The sequence below is a fragment of the Brachybacterium sp. 107 genome (assembly GCF_052379725.1).
Lineage (GTDB): Bacteria > Actinomycetota > Actinomycetes > Actinomycetales > Dermabacteraceae > Brachybacterium.
In genome coordinates, this window is sequence record NZ_JBQSYW010000002.1 from 439,908 (window position 1) to 455,601 (window position 15,694).

The following is a 15,694-nucleotide window of genomic DNA, read 5'->3' on the forward strand; positions in this document are numbered from 1 at the left end:
CCCACGACCGGACCTCTCGCGCGCCCGGGCTCAGGCGCCGAGGAGGCGGGCCGCGAGGTAGGACTCGACCTGGTCGAGAGCCACGCGCTCCTGCGTCATGGTGTCGCGCTCGCGGATGGTCACGGCCTGGTCGGTCGCGGTCTCGAAGTCGACCGTGATGCAGAACGGGGTGCCGATCTCGTCCTGACGACGGTAGCGACGACCGATGGCCTGCGTGACGTCCATCTCGACGTTCCAGTGCTTGCGCAGCTGATCGGCGAGCTGGGTGGCGCGGGGCACGAGGTCCTCGCTCTTGGACAGCGGCAGCACCGCGGCCTTGATCGGCGCCAGGCGCGGATCGAGCTTGAGCACGGTGCGCTTGTCGACGCCGCCCTTGGAGTTGGGGGCCTCGTCCTCGGTGTAGGCGTCGACCAGGAACGCCATCATCGAGCGGGTCAGGCCGAAGCTGGGCTCGATCACGTACGGCGTGTACCGCTCGTTGTTCGCCTGGTCGAAGTACTGCATCTTCGTGCCCGAGCCCTCGGTGTGGCTGCCCAGGTCGAAGTCGGTGCGGTTGGCGATGCCCATGAGCTCGCCCCACTCGCTGCCCTGGAAGCCGAAGCGGTACTCGAAGTCGATCGTGCCGGCGCTGTAGTGGGCGCGATCGTCCTCGGGGACGTCGAAGCGGCGCAGGTTGTCCGGGTTCATGCCGAGGTCGATGAACCAGTTCCAGCAGTCCTCGACCCACGCGTCGAAGTGGGTCTGGGCCTCCGCGGGCGGCGTGAAGAACTCGATCTCCATCTGCTCGAACTCGCGGGTGCGGAAGATGAAGTTGCCGGGGGTGATCTCGTTGCGGAACGCCTTGCCGACCTGGCCGATGCCGAACGGGGGCTTCTGGCGGGTCGCGGTGACCACGTTGAGGAAGTTCACGAAGATGCCCTGGGCCGTCTCGGGGCGCAGGTACGTCAGGCCCGCCTCGGTGTCCACCGGGCCGAGGAACGTCTTGATCAGGCCGGAGAACTGCTGAGGATCGGTGAACTCGCCGCGGGTGCCGCAGTTGGGGCAGGGCACCTCGGCCAGGCCGCCCTCGGGCGCGCGGCCCTTCTTCTCCTCGAAGCCCTCCAGGAGGTGGTCCTCGCGGAAGCGGTTGTGGCAGCTCTTGCACTCCACCAGCGGGTCGGTGAAGGTCGCGACGTGGCCGGACGCCTCCCACACGCGCTTGGGAAGGATGATCGAGGAGTCCAGGCCCACCATGTCGGCGCGGGACTGCACGAACGTGCGCCACCACTGCCGCTTGATGTTCTCCTTGAGCTCCACACCGAGAGGGCCGTAGTCCCAGGCAGAGCGCGTACCGCCGTAGATCTCTCCTGCCGGGAAGACGAAGCCGCGCTTCTTGGTGAGGGAGATGACGTTGTCCAGCGTGCTGGCGGGGGCCTTGGCCACGGGGAGACTCCTGGTGACGAGGGTGGAACAGAACCCTCCCAGCATACCGACGGCGCACGTGTGACGGTGCGCACGCCGGGCGGCCCCGGCGGCCCGTCGGCTTGCGCAGGCATGCCGGCTTGGTGAGAATGATTGTCATGACGTTCACTCCGCGCCCCACGCGCCGCTCCCTGCTCGCCCTCACCGGACTCGGTGCGGGTGCCGCCCTGCTCGCCGCCTGCGGCGACGGTGGGGGCGCAGGCAGCGGCGGCAGTGGAGGGATCACCGTGGTGACCTCGAACTATCCGCTCTCCTACCTCCTGGCACGGATCGGCGGCGAGCACGTGGACGTGACCGACCTCGCCACCCCGGGCGCCGACGCGCACGGACTCGAGCTCTCCGTCCGCCAGGTCATGGCGGTCCAGGAGGCGGGGCTGGTGCTGCAGATCCCCGGCTACCAGGCCTCCCTCGACGATGCGATCGCCTCGGGCGACGGGGACAACGTGCTCGACGTCTCCCAGGTGGTCACCATGCTCCCCAGCGGCGGCGACTCCCATGAGCATGAGGAGGAGGCCTCGGACGCAGGCGGCGACGAGCACGCCGCGGACGAGAGCCACGACGAGCACGATCATGGGCCGAACGACCCCCACTTCTGGCACGATCCGCTGCGGATGGCGGAGGTCGGCGATGCCCTCGCCGCCCGCCTGGCGGAGCTGGCCCCTGACGGCGTCGACGCCTTCTCCGCCGCTGCCGCCGACGTGCGCAGCGACCTCGAGGCCCTCGACGCGGAGCTCACCGAGCAGTACGGGGGCGTCGACGGGGAGCGCGCCTTCATCACGAGCCACGCGGCGTACGCCTATCTGGCGGACCGTTACGACCTCCACCAGATCGGCATCGCCGGGGTGGACCCCGAGAGCGAGCCCTCCCCCCAGCGTCTTCTCGATCTGGAGAAGCTCGTGACGGAGGAGAACGTCTCCACGATCTTCTTCGAGACCACGGCGTCCCCGAAGGTCGCCCAGACCCTCGCGGAGAACCTCGGCATCGCCAGTGAGGAACTCGACAACCTCGAGACCCAGCTCGATGAGGACTCGGACTACCCTGCTGTGATGCGAGAGAACAGCCGCAAGCTCCTGGAGAGCTGGGCATGAACGGATCCGCGGAACACGTTGTCGAGGTCCGGGGGGCGAACGTCCAGCTCTCCGGGACACGTATCCTCCACGATGTCGATCTGCGGATCGCCCCCGGCGAGATGGTCGCTCTGCTGGGCGCGAACGGCTCGGGGAAGTCCACCCTGCTGCGGGCGGTCGTCGGCGTGCTCCCCCTGGAGTCCGGCAGTGCGACGCTCTTCGGGCAGGAGGTCCACCGCGCAGCGGTGCACGACCGTCTCGGATACGTGCCCCAGGACTCCTCGGAGGCCGGCTCCATCCCGGCGACCGCCCGGGAGTCCGTGGCCAGCGGCCTGCTCACCTCGCGCTCCTGGTGGCCGCGGACCCGGGACCCCCGGGTGCGCACGGCGCTGTACGCCGTGGGGCTCGGGGACCTGGCGGGCCGGCCCATCACCCGGATGTCCGGCGGGCAGCGCCGACGGGTGATGCTGGCCCGTGCCCTCGTGCGCGAGCCGGAGTTCCTGGTGCTGGACGAGCCCTTCTCCGGCGTGGACCTCTCCACCCAGCAGCTCATCGCCTCCCTCTTCCGGGAGCTCACCGCGCGTGGCACCACCATCCTCGTGGTCCTGCACGAGACCGGGATGCTCGAACGGGACATCACGCGGGCGGTGGTCCTGGACCACGGCCGGGTGGTGCACGACGGCGATGCCGGCGATCGCCCGCCGCTGGATCCCGGGCACGAGCACCTGCTCGACAGCCTCCCGCCTCACGAATGCCTCGGACAGGAGATCCACCCCGCATGATCTCCCCACTCGACATCCTCACCTCCGACCTGCTGCGGTACCCGCTGATCATCGCGGTGCTCATCGGGCTGACCGCCCCGGTGGTCGGCACCTACCTGGTCCAGAAGCGACTCTCCCTGCTCGGTGACGGCCTCGGCCACGTGGCCCTGACCGGCGTGGCCGTCGGCTGGCTGGTGGGCGCCTGGACCACCGCCACCCCCGCCGATCTGCTCGCGATCCCGGGCGCGCTGGCCGCCTCCGTCATCGGCGCGCTGGCGATCGAGTACGTGCGCGAGGTCAGCCACACCAGCCGCGACGTCGCACTGGCGATCATGTTCTACGGCGGCATCGCCGGCGGCGTCGTGATCATCCAGCTCGCCGGTGGCACCTCGCAGAACCTCATGGGCTACCTGTTCGGCTCCCTGTCCACGGTCACGGCCCCGGATCTGCTCATCGCGCTCGTGCTCGCCGTCGTGGTGCTCGTGATCGGGATCGGCCTCAGCTCCCTGCTCTCCGCGGTCACGGGTGACGAGGAGTTCGCCCGGGCCTCCGGCCTGCCGGTGCGCGCGGTGAACGTCCTCATCGCCGTGATGGCCGCGCTCACCGTGACGCTCTCGATGCGCATCGTGGGAGCGCTCATGGTCTCCGCGCTCATGATCGTCCCTGTCGCCGCGGCGCAGCAGCTCGTGGTCGGCTTCACGCGCACCATGCGCACCGCCATGGTGATCGCCGTGGTGTGCGCGCTGGGCGGACTGCTGATCACCGTCTACGTCGACCTGCCGCCCGGCGGCGTGATCGTGCTGGCCACGATCGCCGTCTACATCCTCGCGCTGCTCACGCGGACGATCCTCGGATCCCGCAGCCGGGTCGAGACCGCGCCGGCCGAGCCGGATGCGGAGACCCGCGCCCGCCAGGAGCGCTCCGTCGAGACCGCCCATGAGGTCGCCGCCGCACGTGCCCACTCCGGCTGGCAGCGATGAAGGTCCCGACCGACATGGGGGACAATCGAGGCATGCAACGGAACACCCGCCAACGCTCCGCGATCCTCGAGACGCTCGAGCGACAGGACGACTTCCGCAGCGCCCAGCAGATCCATGAGCAGATGAAGGCCGACGGCGAGACCGTGGGCCTGGCCACCGTGTATCGCAACCTGCAGGCCCTCAGCCGCTCCGGGCGGCTCGACGTGCTGGTCGCGGGCGACGGGGAGTCGCTGTACCGCCAATGCGAGGACACCGGCCACCACCACCACCTCGTGTGCCGGGAGTGCGGTCGCACCGTCGAGTTCCTCGCGCCCAAGCTCGAGGGCGCCATGACCGCCATCGCCCGGGAGCACGGCTTCACCGACCTCGATCACACCCTCGAGGTGTTCGGTCTGTGCACCGACCACGGTGGCGCCGAACAGGTCGAGGGCGAGTCGGTCGAGAGCGAACAGGTCGAGGGCGAGCAGGTCCAGGACGAGCCGGCTGAGGGCGGGGCCCCTCGGCGATGATGGACTGGGTGGAGTCGCTGCCGCTGCTCCAGGCGATGGGCGTGCTGTACGTGGTGATCTGGCTGCGCGCCGGGTCGACCTATGCCCTCGGCCGCGGCGCCCGTCGGGTCGCCCATCGTGGACGGATCGCCGCCTTCCTCGATTCCCCGCGGGTGGAGCGGGCCACGGAGATCGTCAACCGCTGGGGCGCGCCCGTCGTCGCCCTCAGCTTCCTGACCGTCGGCTTCCAGACCGCGGTCAACGCCGCTGCGGGCCTCACCGGGATGCCGCTCCGGCGGTATCTGCCGGCGCTCGCGATCGGCGGCGCCGCCTGGGCGTTCATCTACGCCACCATCGGCCTGGTGGCCTTCGCCGCCTGGCTGGAGCTGTTCCTGCGGTCACCGTGGGCCGCGGTCGCGGTGCTCGCCCTGATCGTGGTGCTCATCGCGATGCTGCTGCGCCATCGGCGCCTCGCCGGCGGGATGCTCGCCCCGGCCGATGACGTCACGCCCGCCGATGACATCGCCACGGAGCCCGCCGACGAGCAGGATGCGGCGTCCGATGGCAGGGATCCGGACGCCGGCCACAGCACGGATCAGGCCTCCTGAGACGACGACCCGACCGCGCTCGCACCCACTCGGGCTCGTGTTCGTGATCGAGGTCGTGTTCGGGCCCGTGCTAGTGCTCGGACCCTGCCCTCAGGCGGGGTCGACCTCCGCAGCGCCGGGGACATCGACCGCTCCCCCGTACCGACGGTCGCGTCGGGCGTACTCCGTGATCGCGCGCCACAGCACCACGCGGTCCACATCGGGCCACAGCTCGGGGACGAACACCAGCTCGGCGTAGGCGGACTGCCACAGCAGGAAGTTCGAGGTGCGCTGCTCCCCGCTGGTGCGCAGGAACAGATCCACATCCGGCATGTCAGGATCGGCGAGATGCCGGGCGAGGGTGCGTTCGTTGATGCCCCGCCCGCGCAGGCGCCCGGAGCGTGCCTCCTCGGCGATCTCCCGCACCGCGTCGATGATCTCGGCGCGGCCGCCGTAGTTCACGCACATGTAGAGCGTCATCCGGGAGTTGGTGCGCGTGAGCTCCTCGGCCTCGCGCAGCTCCTTGATGACGCTGCCCCACAGGCGCTGCTCGCGGCCGATCCACACGATCCGCACGCCCCAGGAGTTCAGGGTGTCGCGCTGGCGGCGCAGCACAGAGCGCGAGAAGCCCATCAGGAAGCGCACCTCCTCCGGGGAGCGCTTCCAGTTCTCGGTGGAGAAGGCGTAGGCCGACAGATGGGTCACGCCGATCTGCAGCGCACCGGCGACGACGTCGAGCAGGGCCGCCTCCCCCGCCTCATGGCCTGCTGTGCGCGGGAGCCCCTGTCGGTTCGCCCAGCGACCGTTGCCGTCCATCACCACGGCGACGTGGCCGGGGATCGTGGGGGTCGGCAACGACGGCGGGCGCGCACCGCTGGGGTGCTCGAACGGCTCGTCGTATGCAGCAACGGGTGCGCCGGGCATCGGTGGCCTCCAGGGGGTCTCGCGGGCGGACGGTCGGCGGACGTTGCCGCAGCGTTCGGGGTCTCAGAGATCAGGGTCTCAGCAGTCGGGGTCTCAGCGTTCGACGTAGCTCAGGGAGCGCACCGAGCGCTCGAGGTGCCACGTGATCGTGTCGGTGATCAGCCGGCCCGCCTCCTGCATGACGGTCTCGTCGGCCGTGACGACATTGTCCCAGTCGCCGGCGAGCAGGAAGATCATGTGCTCGATCGTGGACTGTCGAACGGCGATGGCCCCGGGACGACGACAGGCGGTGCACACCAGGCCACCGGCGCGGATGTCGAGGGCATGGTGCGGGCCCGGTGCCCCGCAGGTCGCGCAGATGGACAGCTCAGGGGCCCATCCGGAGACGGCGAGGGTGCGGATGAGGAACGAGTCCAGGACCAGCGGCGGGGCGAGACGGCCCTCCGACATCGCCCGCAGCGCGCCGACGAGCATGAGGAAGCCGCGCTGGTTGGGGTCCACCATCTCGTCGGTGAGCCGGTCGGTGGTCTCGAGCATCGCGCTCGCGGCCGTGAAGCGGCTGTAGTCGGCGCTGATCCCGATGGCGAAGGCCTCGATCGCGACGACCTGGGTGACGGTGTGCAGGCTGCGACCGGTGTGCAGCTGCACGTCGACCAGGGTGAACGGCTCCAGCCGCGCACCGAAGCGGCTGCCGGTGCGGCGCACACCCTTGGCGACGGCGCGGACCTTGCCGTGCCGCCGGGTGAGAAGCGTGATGATGCGATCGGCCTCACCCAGGGGATGGGTGCGCAGGACGATCGCGTCGTCTCGGTAGAGCTTCTGCTGCATGGTCCCTCGAGCCTACGGCGGGGTGGTGACTCCTGGCTGCAGGCAGGGGTGGTGTCGGCCAGGAGGTCCGTCACCCCGGAGCCCGCAGATCCGTGTCGGCACCGCATCGGCACCCCACCAGGACCGCACCGGAGCCGCACCTGGGCCGCACGGAGTGGTCGGATCGGCGACGCTGCGGGGTCAGGACGTGCATGATGGCGTCACCAGCCGTCGCCCCGGAAGGGACGTCGGACCACGACCGGGAGGGAGACGCCATGGGGATCCTCGGGATGCTGAACCGTGACGACAGGACGAAAGCGACCGCTCGGGAGGCCATGAAGGAGGCCCGCTCGGGCAAGGGCGGCTCCGACGGGAGCGCGCTGCAGCGCATGGTCGAGATGTTCCGCGACATCGGCCTGGACGGGAAGCTGACCTTCTCCTCGGCGCAGGACGTCGCGAAGCGTGCGCAGCGTGGCCGTGCCCGCAAGCGCCCCGAGAAGGCGGTGCGACGCCTGGTGCGTCGCCATCGGCGCGGCGTCACGATCGCCGGGTTCCTCACCGGGCTCGGAGGCATCTTCACGCTGCCCGTGCTGCTGCCCACGAACGTCGTGGAGTTCTACGCCCAGTCCACCCGCATGGTCGGCGCGATCGCCGTGGTGCGCGGCTACGACCTCGACGACGAGGAGATCCGGGTGCGCGTGCTCGCCTCCCTCCTGGGTGAGGAGTCCGGGGACGTGCTCAAGAACATCGGGCTCGGGCCCATCGCCGGCGCCGCGACCCGTACCGTCGCCAAGCGCCTGCCCCGCAGCACCGAGTCCGCCGTCGCGAGCGCGATCGGCGGTCGCATCCTGCGCAAGTTCGGCCTGTGGTCGGCGCGGCTGTTCGGCAAGGCGATCCCGGGGCTCGGCGGTGTGCTCGGCGCGATCGCGGACCGTGCCCAGCTGAACAAGATCGCGAAGGCCGCGCAGCGGACGTTCCCGCCGGTGCGCTGAGCTGGTCGACGGGACCTGCCAGGCGCCCGGGACCTGCCAGGCGCCCGCGGCCTGCCAGGCGCCCGCGGCCTGTCAGGAGCCCGCGGCCTGCCAGGTGACTGCGGCCGGTCAGGCGGGCTTGCGGGCCACCGCGAAGATCCGGCGGAACGGGAGGATGACGCCGCCGCCCTCGTCAGGATAGGCACGGCGCAGGCGCTCCTTGAACTCGGCCTCGAAGGCCGGGAGCAGCGCCTCGGGCAGGGCCTGGAGCGTGGGCCGGGCCCCGGTGCCGCTGACCCACTCGAAGACGGGATCCGGCCCGTGCAGCACGTGCAGATAGGTCGTCTCCCAGGCGTCCACCTCGAGGCCCAGCTGCCCCAGCGTGCGGAGGTAGGTGGCGGCATCATGGGAGGCGGGGTGATCGACCCCGTCGAGGTGGCGGGCATAAGGCTGCTGCGCCGCGAGCTGCCGCCTGATCGAGTGGCTGGGCTCCTCGAAGTTGCCGGGCACCTGCATCGCCAGCCAGCCGCCGGGGGCGAGCATGGCGACCAGGCGCGGCAGCAGCTCCAGGTGCCCGGGGACCCATTGCAGCATGGCGTTGGTGACCAGCACGTCGACCCCGCGCGGAGGCTCCCAGCTGCGCACGTCCCCTCGCTGCGCCCCGATGCCGGGGACCTCCTGGGCCCGGGCGACCATCTGCGGGCTAGCGTCGACCGCGAGCACCTCGGCCGACGGCCAGCGCTCGGCGAGCTGGGCGGTCAGGGTGCCGGGGCCGGCGCCGAGGTCGACGACGAGACCGGGCGAGATGGCGCCGATCCGCGCGGTGAGATCCACGAACGGGCGCCCGCGCTCGTCGCCGAACTTCAGGTACTGCTCCGGGCTCCAGGTGTGCACCATCGCTGCGGCCTCCGACCGTCGAGAATTATCTTGATCTCAAGATACCCGGCTCAGAGCGGGACGTCGAGTGCCACCTGGACCCGCGGCTGCATGAGGGAGACGTCGTCGCCCGGGGCCTTCCACCCGCCGGCGATCGACGGATCATAGGTGGTCTCCAGGAGTGTGAGCTCGGCGCTCTCGGGGACGGTCGCCTCCACCGTGACGGCCTCCCCCTGCGGGACACCGACGATCTGCACCCCGGTCAGGGGATTCCCCGATTCCAGACTGCGCCCGTCGATGCTCACGTCCTCGAGACCCCCGACGCTCGGGCTGAGCTCCAGTTGAGCGGCCTCGCGCGGGGAGGTGATGAGCAGCCGGACGCGCCGCGTGCCGTCCGTCGACGGCGTCCCCGCAGCATCGGCGACCTCGATCATGGGCAGCGGCACGTCCGAGGTGGCCGAGACGCCATCCAGCGCCTGCCCCCAGGCGGTCGTCCCGGACGCCTCCCAGGTGGTCGCTCCCGTCGCGCCGTCGACGTGCGCGTCCACCCGCTCCTGGACCGGTTCCGGTGCGGCCTGGGTCCACGCGGTGCCTCCGACCACGAGGCCGACGGTGATCACGGCGGGCAGCACCGGGATCAGGAGCCGATGCGGTCGCCGGGAGGGGAGGGAGGCGACGCCGCGTCCGAGGAACAGCGGCGCCGCCGCTCCGAGCCCGACCACGGCGGTCCCGGCGAGACCGCCGGCGGACGAGGCGATGCCGAACTCCATGAGGGCGGAGACCTGCGTGCCGAGCATCCACGCCGTCGGCAGCAGGGCGAGCACCCGGATCGCGAGCGCGGGGCCGGCGGGGAGCATCGTCGCCAGCAGGGCCCCGGCGGCGGCGAGGATCGCGGGCGGGATCATCGAGCTGCCCAGCGCGGGTGAATAGAGGGCCAGTGCGGCGAGCAGCGCCGTCATGGCGAGTCCTGCGCCGGTGAGCAGCGCCGCGCGACCGATGAGAAGGCGCGCCAGCACCCAGCAGCAGGCGACCCCCACCGCGCCGGCCACAAGATCGGCGAGGAGGAAGAGCTCGGCGCGCACCGGTTCGCGGGTCGTCTGCGAGAGCATCTGCGGCGTCGCGGCGGAGGCGAGCTGCCAGGTCACGACCGCCACCGCGACCGCGAGGGCCAGGCCGAGCGTCCCGGCGACGACCCCGAGCGCGACGCCGAGCAGCGTGAGCCGTCCCCGTCGGCGCTCCACGAGGATCACGGCCAGCAGCGCGATGGGTGCGCACAGAGCGAGCACGGTCAGCAGCAGCGGGTGGATGCCGACGATCCCCCACGGGGCTGTGGTCTGCACCGGGTCCCCACCCGACCCCTCCTCCAGCGCGCCCAGGTCCCTGCCCGCCAGGTCACGGGTGAGCGCGAGGGTCAGATCCCCATAATGCTGGAGCGAGTTCTGATCGAGGTGCGCGGCGTCGTCCTGGGGGCTGTGATACGCCCACGCGTCGTCGATGATCGCCATGTCCATCCCCCACCAGCCGGCCGCACGATAGACGGTGAAGTCGGTGTCGTTGGGGATGATCTCGAACAGGGCATCGGTGAAGGATTCGAACTCGGGGTGGGGCATCGCGCCGAGCACGTCGTGCATCGGCCCGTTCGTCCGGGTCACCACAGGGCGACCGGAGATGCCGCGGGCCTCGTGGTTCAGCACGACCACCGGGGGTGTCAGCTCCTCGGCCCGCTCATCGAGGTACGCCTGCGCGCCCAGCAGTCCGCGCTCCTCCCCGTCGACCAGGAGCACCACCAGATCGTTGCGCTGAGCCTCCGGTCCGAGCGCACGGATCGACTCGAGGATCGTGGCGACGCCGACGCCGGCGTCCGCCGCTCCGGGAGCACGGGGGACCGAGTCGATGTGCGTCGCCAGGACGATGGTGCCGGTGGGGTCCGTGCCGGGCCGTACTCCGAGGAGGTTCCGGGTATACCCAGCGACCCCCTCGTCGTCCATCGCGCGCAGCCCGATCGACTCCTGGGTGTCGGTCGTGAAGCCGAGCTCTGTCAGCTGGTCAGCGAGCTCCTCGTGGGCACGGGCGTTCGCCGCCGACCCGACGGGACGCGGCTCGGCCACGACCGCTGCGGCCGCCTGGGAGGCACGTGCGGCACTGAAGACGTCCGCCGGGGCATCCGTCCCCTGCGCCGCGGTGACGCCGCGCGAGGCGAAGCCCAGGGCGACCACGAGGGCGAGCGCCACCAGGAGCAGAGGAATCTGCCCGCGCACGAAGAGGGACCGTCCGCGGCCCGGCCGCTGCGCACGGGCCCTCGCGGCGCCGGACCTGCTGGGCTCTGCCGACGATTCGTCCTCCTGGTCCGGGTCAGCCTGTGGGCGCTCGGGCCCGGTCGGGTCAGGGATGTCGGGACCGCTGCGCATCGTCATACCACGTGTGTACAGGGGCGACGCCGCTTCTGCCTCCTCCTTGCGATGGAGAAACGCCGTCGTGCTGGATTCCGTTGCGGTTCCGAGACCTGCCCTCCCCGTCGCTCCTTCCCTTCGCCCTTCCGCCTTGCCGTCCTTCCGCCGAGAACTGCTCGGGGGGCTCAGCGCTCGAGTCGATCCAGGGCGTGCAGATCGCTGAGCGTCCCACCGGCCTCGAGCAGGGCGGCTCGGAAGGCCAGCAGCGCGGGCTGGCCCGCCGCCCCGGCCCGGGCCGCGGTGTAGAGGGACCGGTGAGGGTCACCGGGCAGCCGCAGAGGTCGGGTCCCACCGAGGTGCTCGGAGGCGATGATGCCCGGGAGGAAGGCGACCGCATGGCCGGAGCGCACCAGGTGCACCTGCAGGAGCGGGTCCGGGGTGTCGAAGCGGACTCGGGGCTCGACGCCGGCGGCGCGCAGATAGGTGCGCGCCCAGTCCCCGGTGCGGGTGTCCTCGGGGTCCAGCGCCCAGGGTGCATCGGCCAGCTCCGCGAGGGAGCCGGGCACGGACCAGGGACCGGAGTCCGGCAGCACCAGCAGCAGCGGGTCCCGGAGCAGGTCCTCCCGGTCGGTGCCGCGCCGCACGACCCGTCGGCCCCCGGGATAGTCCTCGCCCAGGATCACCTCGAAGCGATGCGCCAGGAGGCCCTCGTACGCCGCCTCGACCTCGCGCTGGGCGAGCTCGATCCGGAGCTCGGGATGGCGCTGCTCGAGGATGCTCACCGTGGCCGGGGCGAGTGCGATCAGCGGCGTCTGGAAGGAGGCGACGCGCAGCACCCCGCTCGCCTCGCCCTGCGCCATCTCGAGCTCGGCCTCGGTGGCCTCGAGCAGGCTGAGCATCTCCTCGGCGCGCCGGGCCAGCTGCATGCCCGCATCGGTCAGGATGACCCGTCGGCCAGCCTGCTCGAACAGGGTGACCTTGGTCTCCCGCTCCAGGTGGGAGAGCTGCTGGGACACCGCCGAGGGCGACATCGAGTGGGCCTTGGCGACCGCCGACATCGTCTCCAACCTGCGCAGTTCGTGCATCAGGAACAGGCGATGGAGGTTCAGCATCGCGCCCTCTTCTCGACGTTAAGCATTGCTTCACGGTACACGTCGGAAACATTCGCTGGACCAGATCGGATGCGAGGCCCCACAGTGGAGGCGTGACGATCTCTGCTTCTCCTGCCTCCACCGGATCGGCCCCGGTCACGGGTGCACCCCGTGGTGGTTCCGGGGTGCCGCTGACCCCGGTGATGTTCATCCTCAGCTCCTGTATCTCGCTCCAGTTCGGAGCGGCCCTGGCCACCCAGCTCTTCCCCGAGCTCGGCCCCTGGGGCACCACCTCCCTGCGCCTCGGCATCGCGGCCCTCGTGCTGCTCGTGATCGTGCGGCCCAAGCTCCACCGCTTCACCCGCGAGCAGTGGATCGCCGTGCTCCTGTTCGGTGGCGCCATCGGTGCGATGAACGGCGCCTTCTACGCGTCGATCAGCCGCATTCCGCTGGGCACCGCGGTCGCGATCGAGTTCCTCGGACCGCTGGCCGTCTCCGCGGTGCTCTCCACGCGCCGCACCGATCTGCTGTGGGTGGTGCTCGCCCTCGGCGGCGTGAGCCTGTTCGGTCTGGAGTCCCTCACCGGCGACACCGCACTGGACGGCATCGGCGTGCTGTTCGCCCTGATCGCCGCCGTGTTCTGGGGAATGTACGTGCTGTGCAGCGCCCGTGTGGGACGTCTCGTGCCCGGACAGGACGGTCTCGCCGTGGCCATGGCCGTCGGCGCCCTCGTGGTGCTCCCGCTGGGTGCCCCCGGAGCGGTCGCGGGCCTGGTGGATCTGCGTCTGCTCGGCCTCGCCGTGGGCACGGCGCTGCTCGCCTCGGTGCTGCCGTACACCCTCGAGCTCGCGGCGCTGCGACGGCTCCCCCGCCACGTGTTCGGGATCCTCCTGAGCCTCGAGCCGGTCATCGCTCTGTTCGCCGGGGTGCTCCTGATCGGCCAGGACGCGACGGCCCTGCGCATCGCCGCCGCGCTGCTCGTCGTGGGTGCGAGCGTGGGCATCACCCTCACCGCCCGGGGCGCCGCTCCCGACCAGCCCCAGCCGGTCGACGAGGAGCCCGGATGGGAGCTTCCCACACCGACCCACGCGACCCTGACCGGGGAGATGCCCGTCGTATTCCCCGAGGAGGGGCTGGGGGCCGACGAGGCGCCTGGAGCGTGCGGCACCGACACCGGGCGGCGCTGACCCGGGCCACATCGTGGAAGGTGCCAGCTCAGCGGCACCTTCCACGACATCACGGGCGGCACGCCCGCGGAGAACGGGCGCCGGTCCCTCGGAGGGCGGAACACGACCCGCGGAGGGCGGGCACCGGCCGCTCGGGGCCCGCGCCGGGTCTCAGCGCTGGACGCGGTGCTCGCGGTTCAGGGCCGAGATGATCGCCTCGAGCGAGGCACGGGTGATCGAGCCGTCGATGCCCACGCCCCAGAAGATCCGGTCCCCGATCTCGCACTCGATGTACGAGGCGGCCAGCGAGTCGTCTCCCTCGGTCAGCGCGTGCTCGGCGTAGTCGAGGATCCGCACGTCGATCTTGCGCTCGGCGAGGGCCTTGACGAAGCCGTCCAGCGGACCGTTGCCGATGCCCGTGACCGTGTGCTCCTCGCCGTCGACCACGAGCGTGACCGTGATGCGGTCCGCGCCCTCGCCGGTGGACTCCTGATGGATGGACGTGATCGCGAAGCGGCCCCAGCGACGTGCCTCGTCGGTGGCGGGCAGGTACTCGTCGGTGAAGGCGTCCCAGAGCTGGTCCGGGCTCACCTCGCCGCCGTCGGAGTCCGTGCGCTGCTGCACGATCCCGGAGAACTCGATCTGCAGGCGACGCGGCAGATCCAGGCCGTGCTCGGTGCGCAGCAGGTAGGCCATCCCGCCCTTGCCCGACTGGGAGTTCACGCGGATCACGGCCTCGTAGGAGCGGCCCAGGTCCTTGGGGTCCACGGGCAGGTACGGCACGCGCCACACCAGATCGTCGAGCGCCTTGCCGGCCTTCTCCGCGTCGGACTCCATCCGTTCCAGACCCTTCTTGATGGCGTCCTGGTGGGAGCCGGAGAAGGCGGTGAACACGAGGTCGCCGCCGTAGGGGCTGCGCTCGGGGACCGGCATCTGGTTGCAGTGCTCGACGGTGCGACGCACCTCGTCGAGGTCGGAGAAGTCGATCTGCGGGTCGACGCCCTGGCTGAACAGGTTCAGGCCCAGGGTCACCAGGTCCACGTTGCCGGTGCGCTCCCCGTTGCCGAACAGGCAGCCCTCGATCCGATCGGCGCCGGCCAGGTAGCCGAGCTCCGCGGCCGCGACGCCGGTGCCGCGGTCGTTGTGCGGGTGCAGCGACAGCACGAGGGAGTCGCGACGATCGAGGTTCCGATGCATCCACTCGATCGAGTCGGCGTAGACGTTGGGCGTGGCCATCTCCACCGTCGCCGGCAGGTTGACGATCATCTTGTCCTCGGGCGTGGGCTTCACGATGTCGATGACCGCGTTGCACACCCGCAGGGCGTACTCGAGCTCGGTGCCGGTGTAGGACTCCGGCGAGTACTGGTAGGTGATCTGCGTGTCCGGGATCGTCTCCTCGTACTTCTTGCACAGCAGCGCGCCCTGGACGGCGATGTCGAGCACCGCGTCCTCGTCCGCCCGGAAGACGACGTCGCGCTGGACCACCGAGGTGGAGTTGTACAGGTGGACGACGGCGCGCGGGGCGCCGGCGATCGCCTGGTAGGTGCGCTCGATCAGGTGCTCGCGGGACTGGGTGAGGACCTGGATGGAGACGTCCTCGGGGATGCGGTCCTCGTCGATGAGGGTGCGCACGAAGTCGAAGTCCGTCGCGGACGCGGCGGGGAACCCGACCTCGATCTCCTTGTAGCCCATCGCGACCAGCAGCTCGAACATCCGCAGCTTGCGCTCGGCGTTCATGGGGTCGATGAGGGCCTGGTTGCCGTCGCGCAGGTCCACGGCGCACCAGCGGGGGGCGCGGGTGATCCGGCGGGTGGGCCAGGTGCGGTCCGGGAGCTCCACGCGGATCTGCTCGTGGAAGGGCAGGTACTTGTGGATCGGCATGCCGGAGGGCTGCTGGGGGGCCTCGCCGGTGGAGCCGACGACGGGCTCCGCGGGGTCGCCGACGGCGGCGATGGCAGGAGCGGTGGTGGTGGATTCAGTCATCAGGGGGTCCTTCTCGCTGGGGTACCGGTCGCCGGACACAACGTCAGCCGCGGCGGGGTCCCGGCGTTCAGGTCCCGTCGCGGCGGCTAAGCAGAAGCAGCGATCCACGCATGAGCGCCACGGTAGCACCGTCGCCGCGGCC

Annotated in this window: 14 protein-coding genes; 7 read left to right on the forward strand and 7 right to left on the reverse strand. The window is 71.1% G+C overall.

All coding sequences use genetic code 11. The features are described 5' to 3' along the window. Positions 1–30 precede the first annotated feature (30 nt). On the reverse strand, positions 31–1,422 hold the full coding sequence (locus tag ACT3UL_RS04510) for a glycine--tRNA ligase (RefSeq protein WP_444576936.1): 1,392 nt from the start codon (positions 1,420–1,422) through the stop codon (positions 31–33). Positions 1,423–1,559: 137 nt separating this feature from the next. Between ACT3UL_RS04510 and ACT3UL_RS04515 the strand changes: the two genes are divergently transcribed. The 5 genes from ACT3UL_RS04515 to ACT3UL_RS04535 are packed head-to-tail and all read left to right on the forward strand — an operon-like array spanning position 1,560 to position 5,365. Beyond that, the gene (locus tag ACT3UL_RS04515) at positions 1,560–2,549 is read left to right on the forward strand and encodes a metal ABC transporter substrate-binding protein (RefSeq protein ID WP_444576937.1); all 990 of its coding nucleotides are present in this window, start codon (positions 1,560–1,562) and stop codon (positions 2,547–2,549) included. After that, complete coding sequence (locus ACT3UL_RS04520; RefSeq protein ID WP_444576938.1) at positions 2,546–3,310, forward strand: metal ABC transporter ATP-binding protein; 765 nt, start codon at positions 2,546–2,548, stop codon at positions 3,308–3,310. Before ACT3UL_RS04515 ends, ACT3UL_RS04520 begins: the two co-directional genes overlap by 4 nt. Next, positions 3,307–4,269 (forward strand): metal ABC transporter permease, encoded by a 963-nt coding sequence (locus ACT3UL_RS04525; protein WP_444576939.1) that lies wholly within the window; start codon positions 3,307–3,309, stop codon positions 4,267–4,269. The genes ACT3UL_RS04520 and ACT3UL_RS04525 overlap by 4 nt, the downstream gene beginning before the upstream one ends. A gap of 32 nt (positions 4,270–4,301) precedes the next feature. Next, complete coding sequence (locus ACT3UL_RS04530) at positions 4,302–4,778, forward strand: Fur family transcriptional regulator (protein WP_444576940.1); 477 nt, start codon at positions 4,302–4,304, stop codon at positions 4,776–4,778. Further along, positions 4,775–5,365, forward strand: a complete 591-nt coding sequence (locus tag ACT3UL_RS04535) for a DedA family protein (protein WP_444576941.1) — start codon at positions 4,775–4,777, stop codon at positions 5,363–5,365. The genes ACT3UL_RS04530 and ACT3UL_RS04535 overlap by 4 nt, the downstream gene beginning before the upstream one ends. Positions 5,366–5,455: 90 nt before the next feature. Here the strand turns inward: ACT3UL_RS04535 and ACT3UL_RS04540 are convergent, their stop codons facing one another. Together ACT3UL_RS04540 and recO are read right to left on the reverse strand one after the other, a co-directional pair. Further along, positions 5,456–6,268: an isoprenyl transferase gene (locus ACT3UL_RS04540; protein ID WP_193117582.1), complete on the reverse strand. Its 813-nt coding sequence runs from the start codon at positions 6,266–6,268 to the stop codon at positions 5,456–5,458. Positions 6,269–6,361: 93 nt separating this feature from the next. Further along, on the reverse strand, positions 6,362–7,096 hold the full coding sequence (gene recO / locus ACT3UL_RS04545; RefSeq protein ID WP_444576942.1) for a DNA repair protein RecO: 735 nt from the start codon (positions 7,094–7,096) through the stop codon (positions 6,362–6,364). A 191-nt stretch (positions 7,097–7,287) separates the two neighbouring features. Here recO and ACT3UL_RS04550 point away from each other — a divergent pair, with 191 nt between their 5' ends. Next, positions 7,288–8,067 carry an EcsC family protein gene (locus ACT3UL_RS04550; protein ID WP_444576943.1) on the forward strand — a complete coding sequence of 260 codons (780 nt, stop codon included), beginning with the start codon at positions 7,288–7,290 and terminating at the stop codon, positions 8,065–8,067. Positions 8,068–8,175: 108 nt separating this feature from the next. Here the strand turns inward: ACT3UL_RS04550 and ACT3UL_RS04555 are convergent, their stop codons facing one another. The 3 genes from ACT3UL_RS04555 to ACT3UL_RS04565 all read right to left on the reverse strand — a co-directional run bounded on the left by ACT3UL_RS04555 (position 8,176) and on the right by ACT3UL_RS04565 (position 12,424). Continuing rightward, a complete protein-coding gene (locus tag ACT3UL_RS04555) occupies positions 8,176–8,943 on the reverse strand; it encodes a methyltransferase domain-containing protein (protein ID WP_444576944.1) in 768 nt (255 codons plus the stop codon). A gap of 50 nt (positions 8,944–8,993) precedes the next feature. Then, a complete protein-coding gene (locus tag ACT3UL_RS04560; protein WP_444576945.1) occupies positions 8,994–11,336 on the reverse strand; it encodes a M28 family peptidase in 2,343 nt (780 codons plus the stop codon). 161 nt (positions 11,337–11,497) lie between these two features. Then, complete coding sequence (locus ACT3UL_RS04565) at positions 11,498–12,424, reverse strand: LysR family transcriptional regulator (RefSeq protein WP_193117579.1); 927 nt, start codon at positions 12,422–12,424, stop codon at positions 11,498–11,500. A gap of 92 nt (positions 12,425–12,516) precedes the next feature. Here ACT3UL_RS04565 and ACT3UL_RS04570 point away from each other — a divergent pair, with 92 nt between their 5' ends. Next, entirely contained in the window at positions 12,517–13,590 is a 1,074-nt protein-coding gene (locus ACT3UL_RS04570; protein ID WP_444576946.1) for an EamA family transporter, read from the forward strand. Between the two features lie 150 nt (positions 13,591–13,740). Here ACT3UL_RS04570 and leuA read toward each other — a convergent pair whose 3' ends face one another. After that, positions 13,741–15,552 carry a 2-isopropylmalate synthase gene (gene leuA, locus ACT3UL_RS04575; RefSeq protein WP_444576947.1) on the reverse strand — a complete coding sequence of 604 codons (1,812 nt, stop codon included), beginning with the start codon at positions 15,550–15,552 and terminating at the stop codon, positions 13,741–13,743. Positions 15,553–15,694 lie beyond the last annotated feature (142 nt).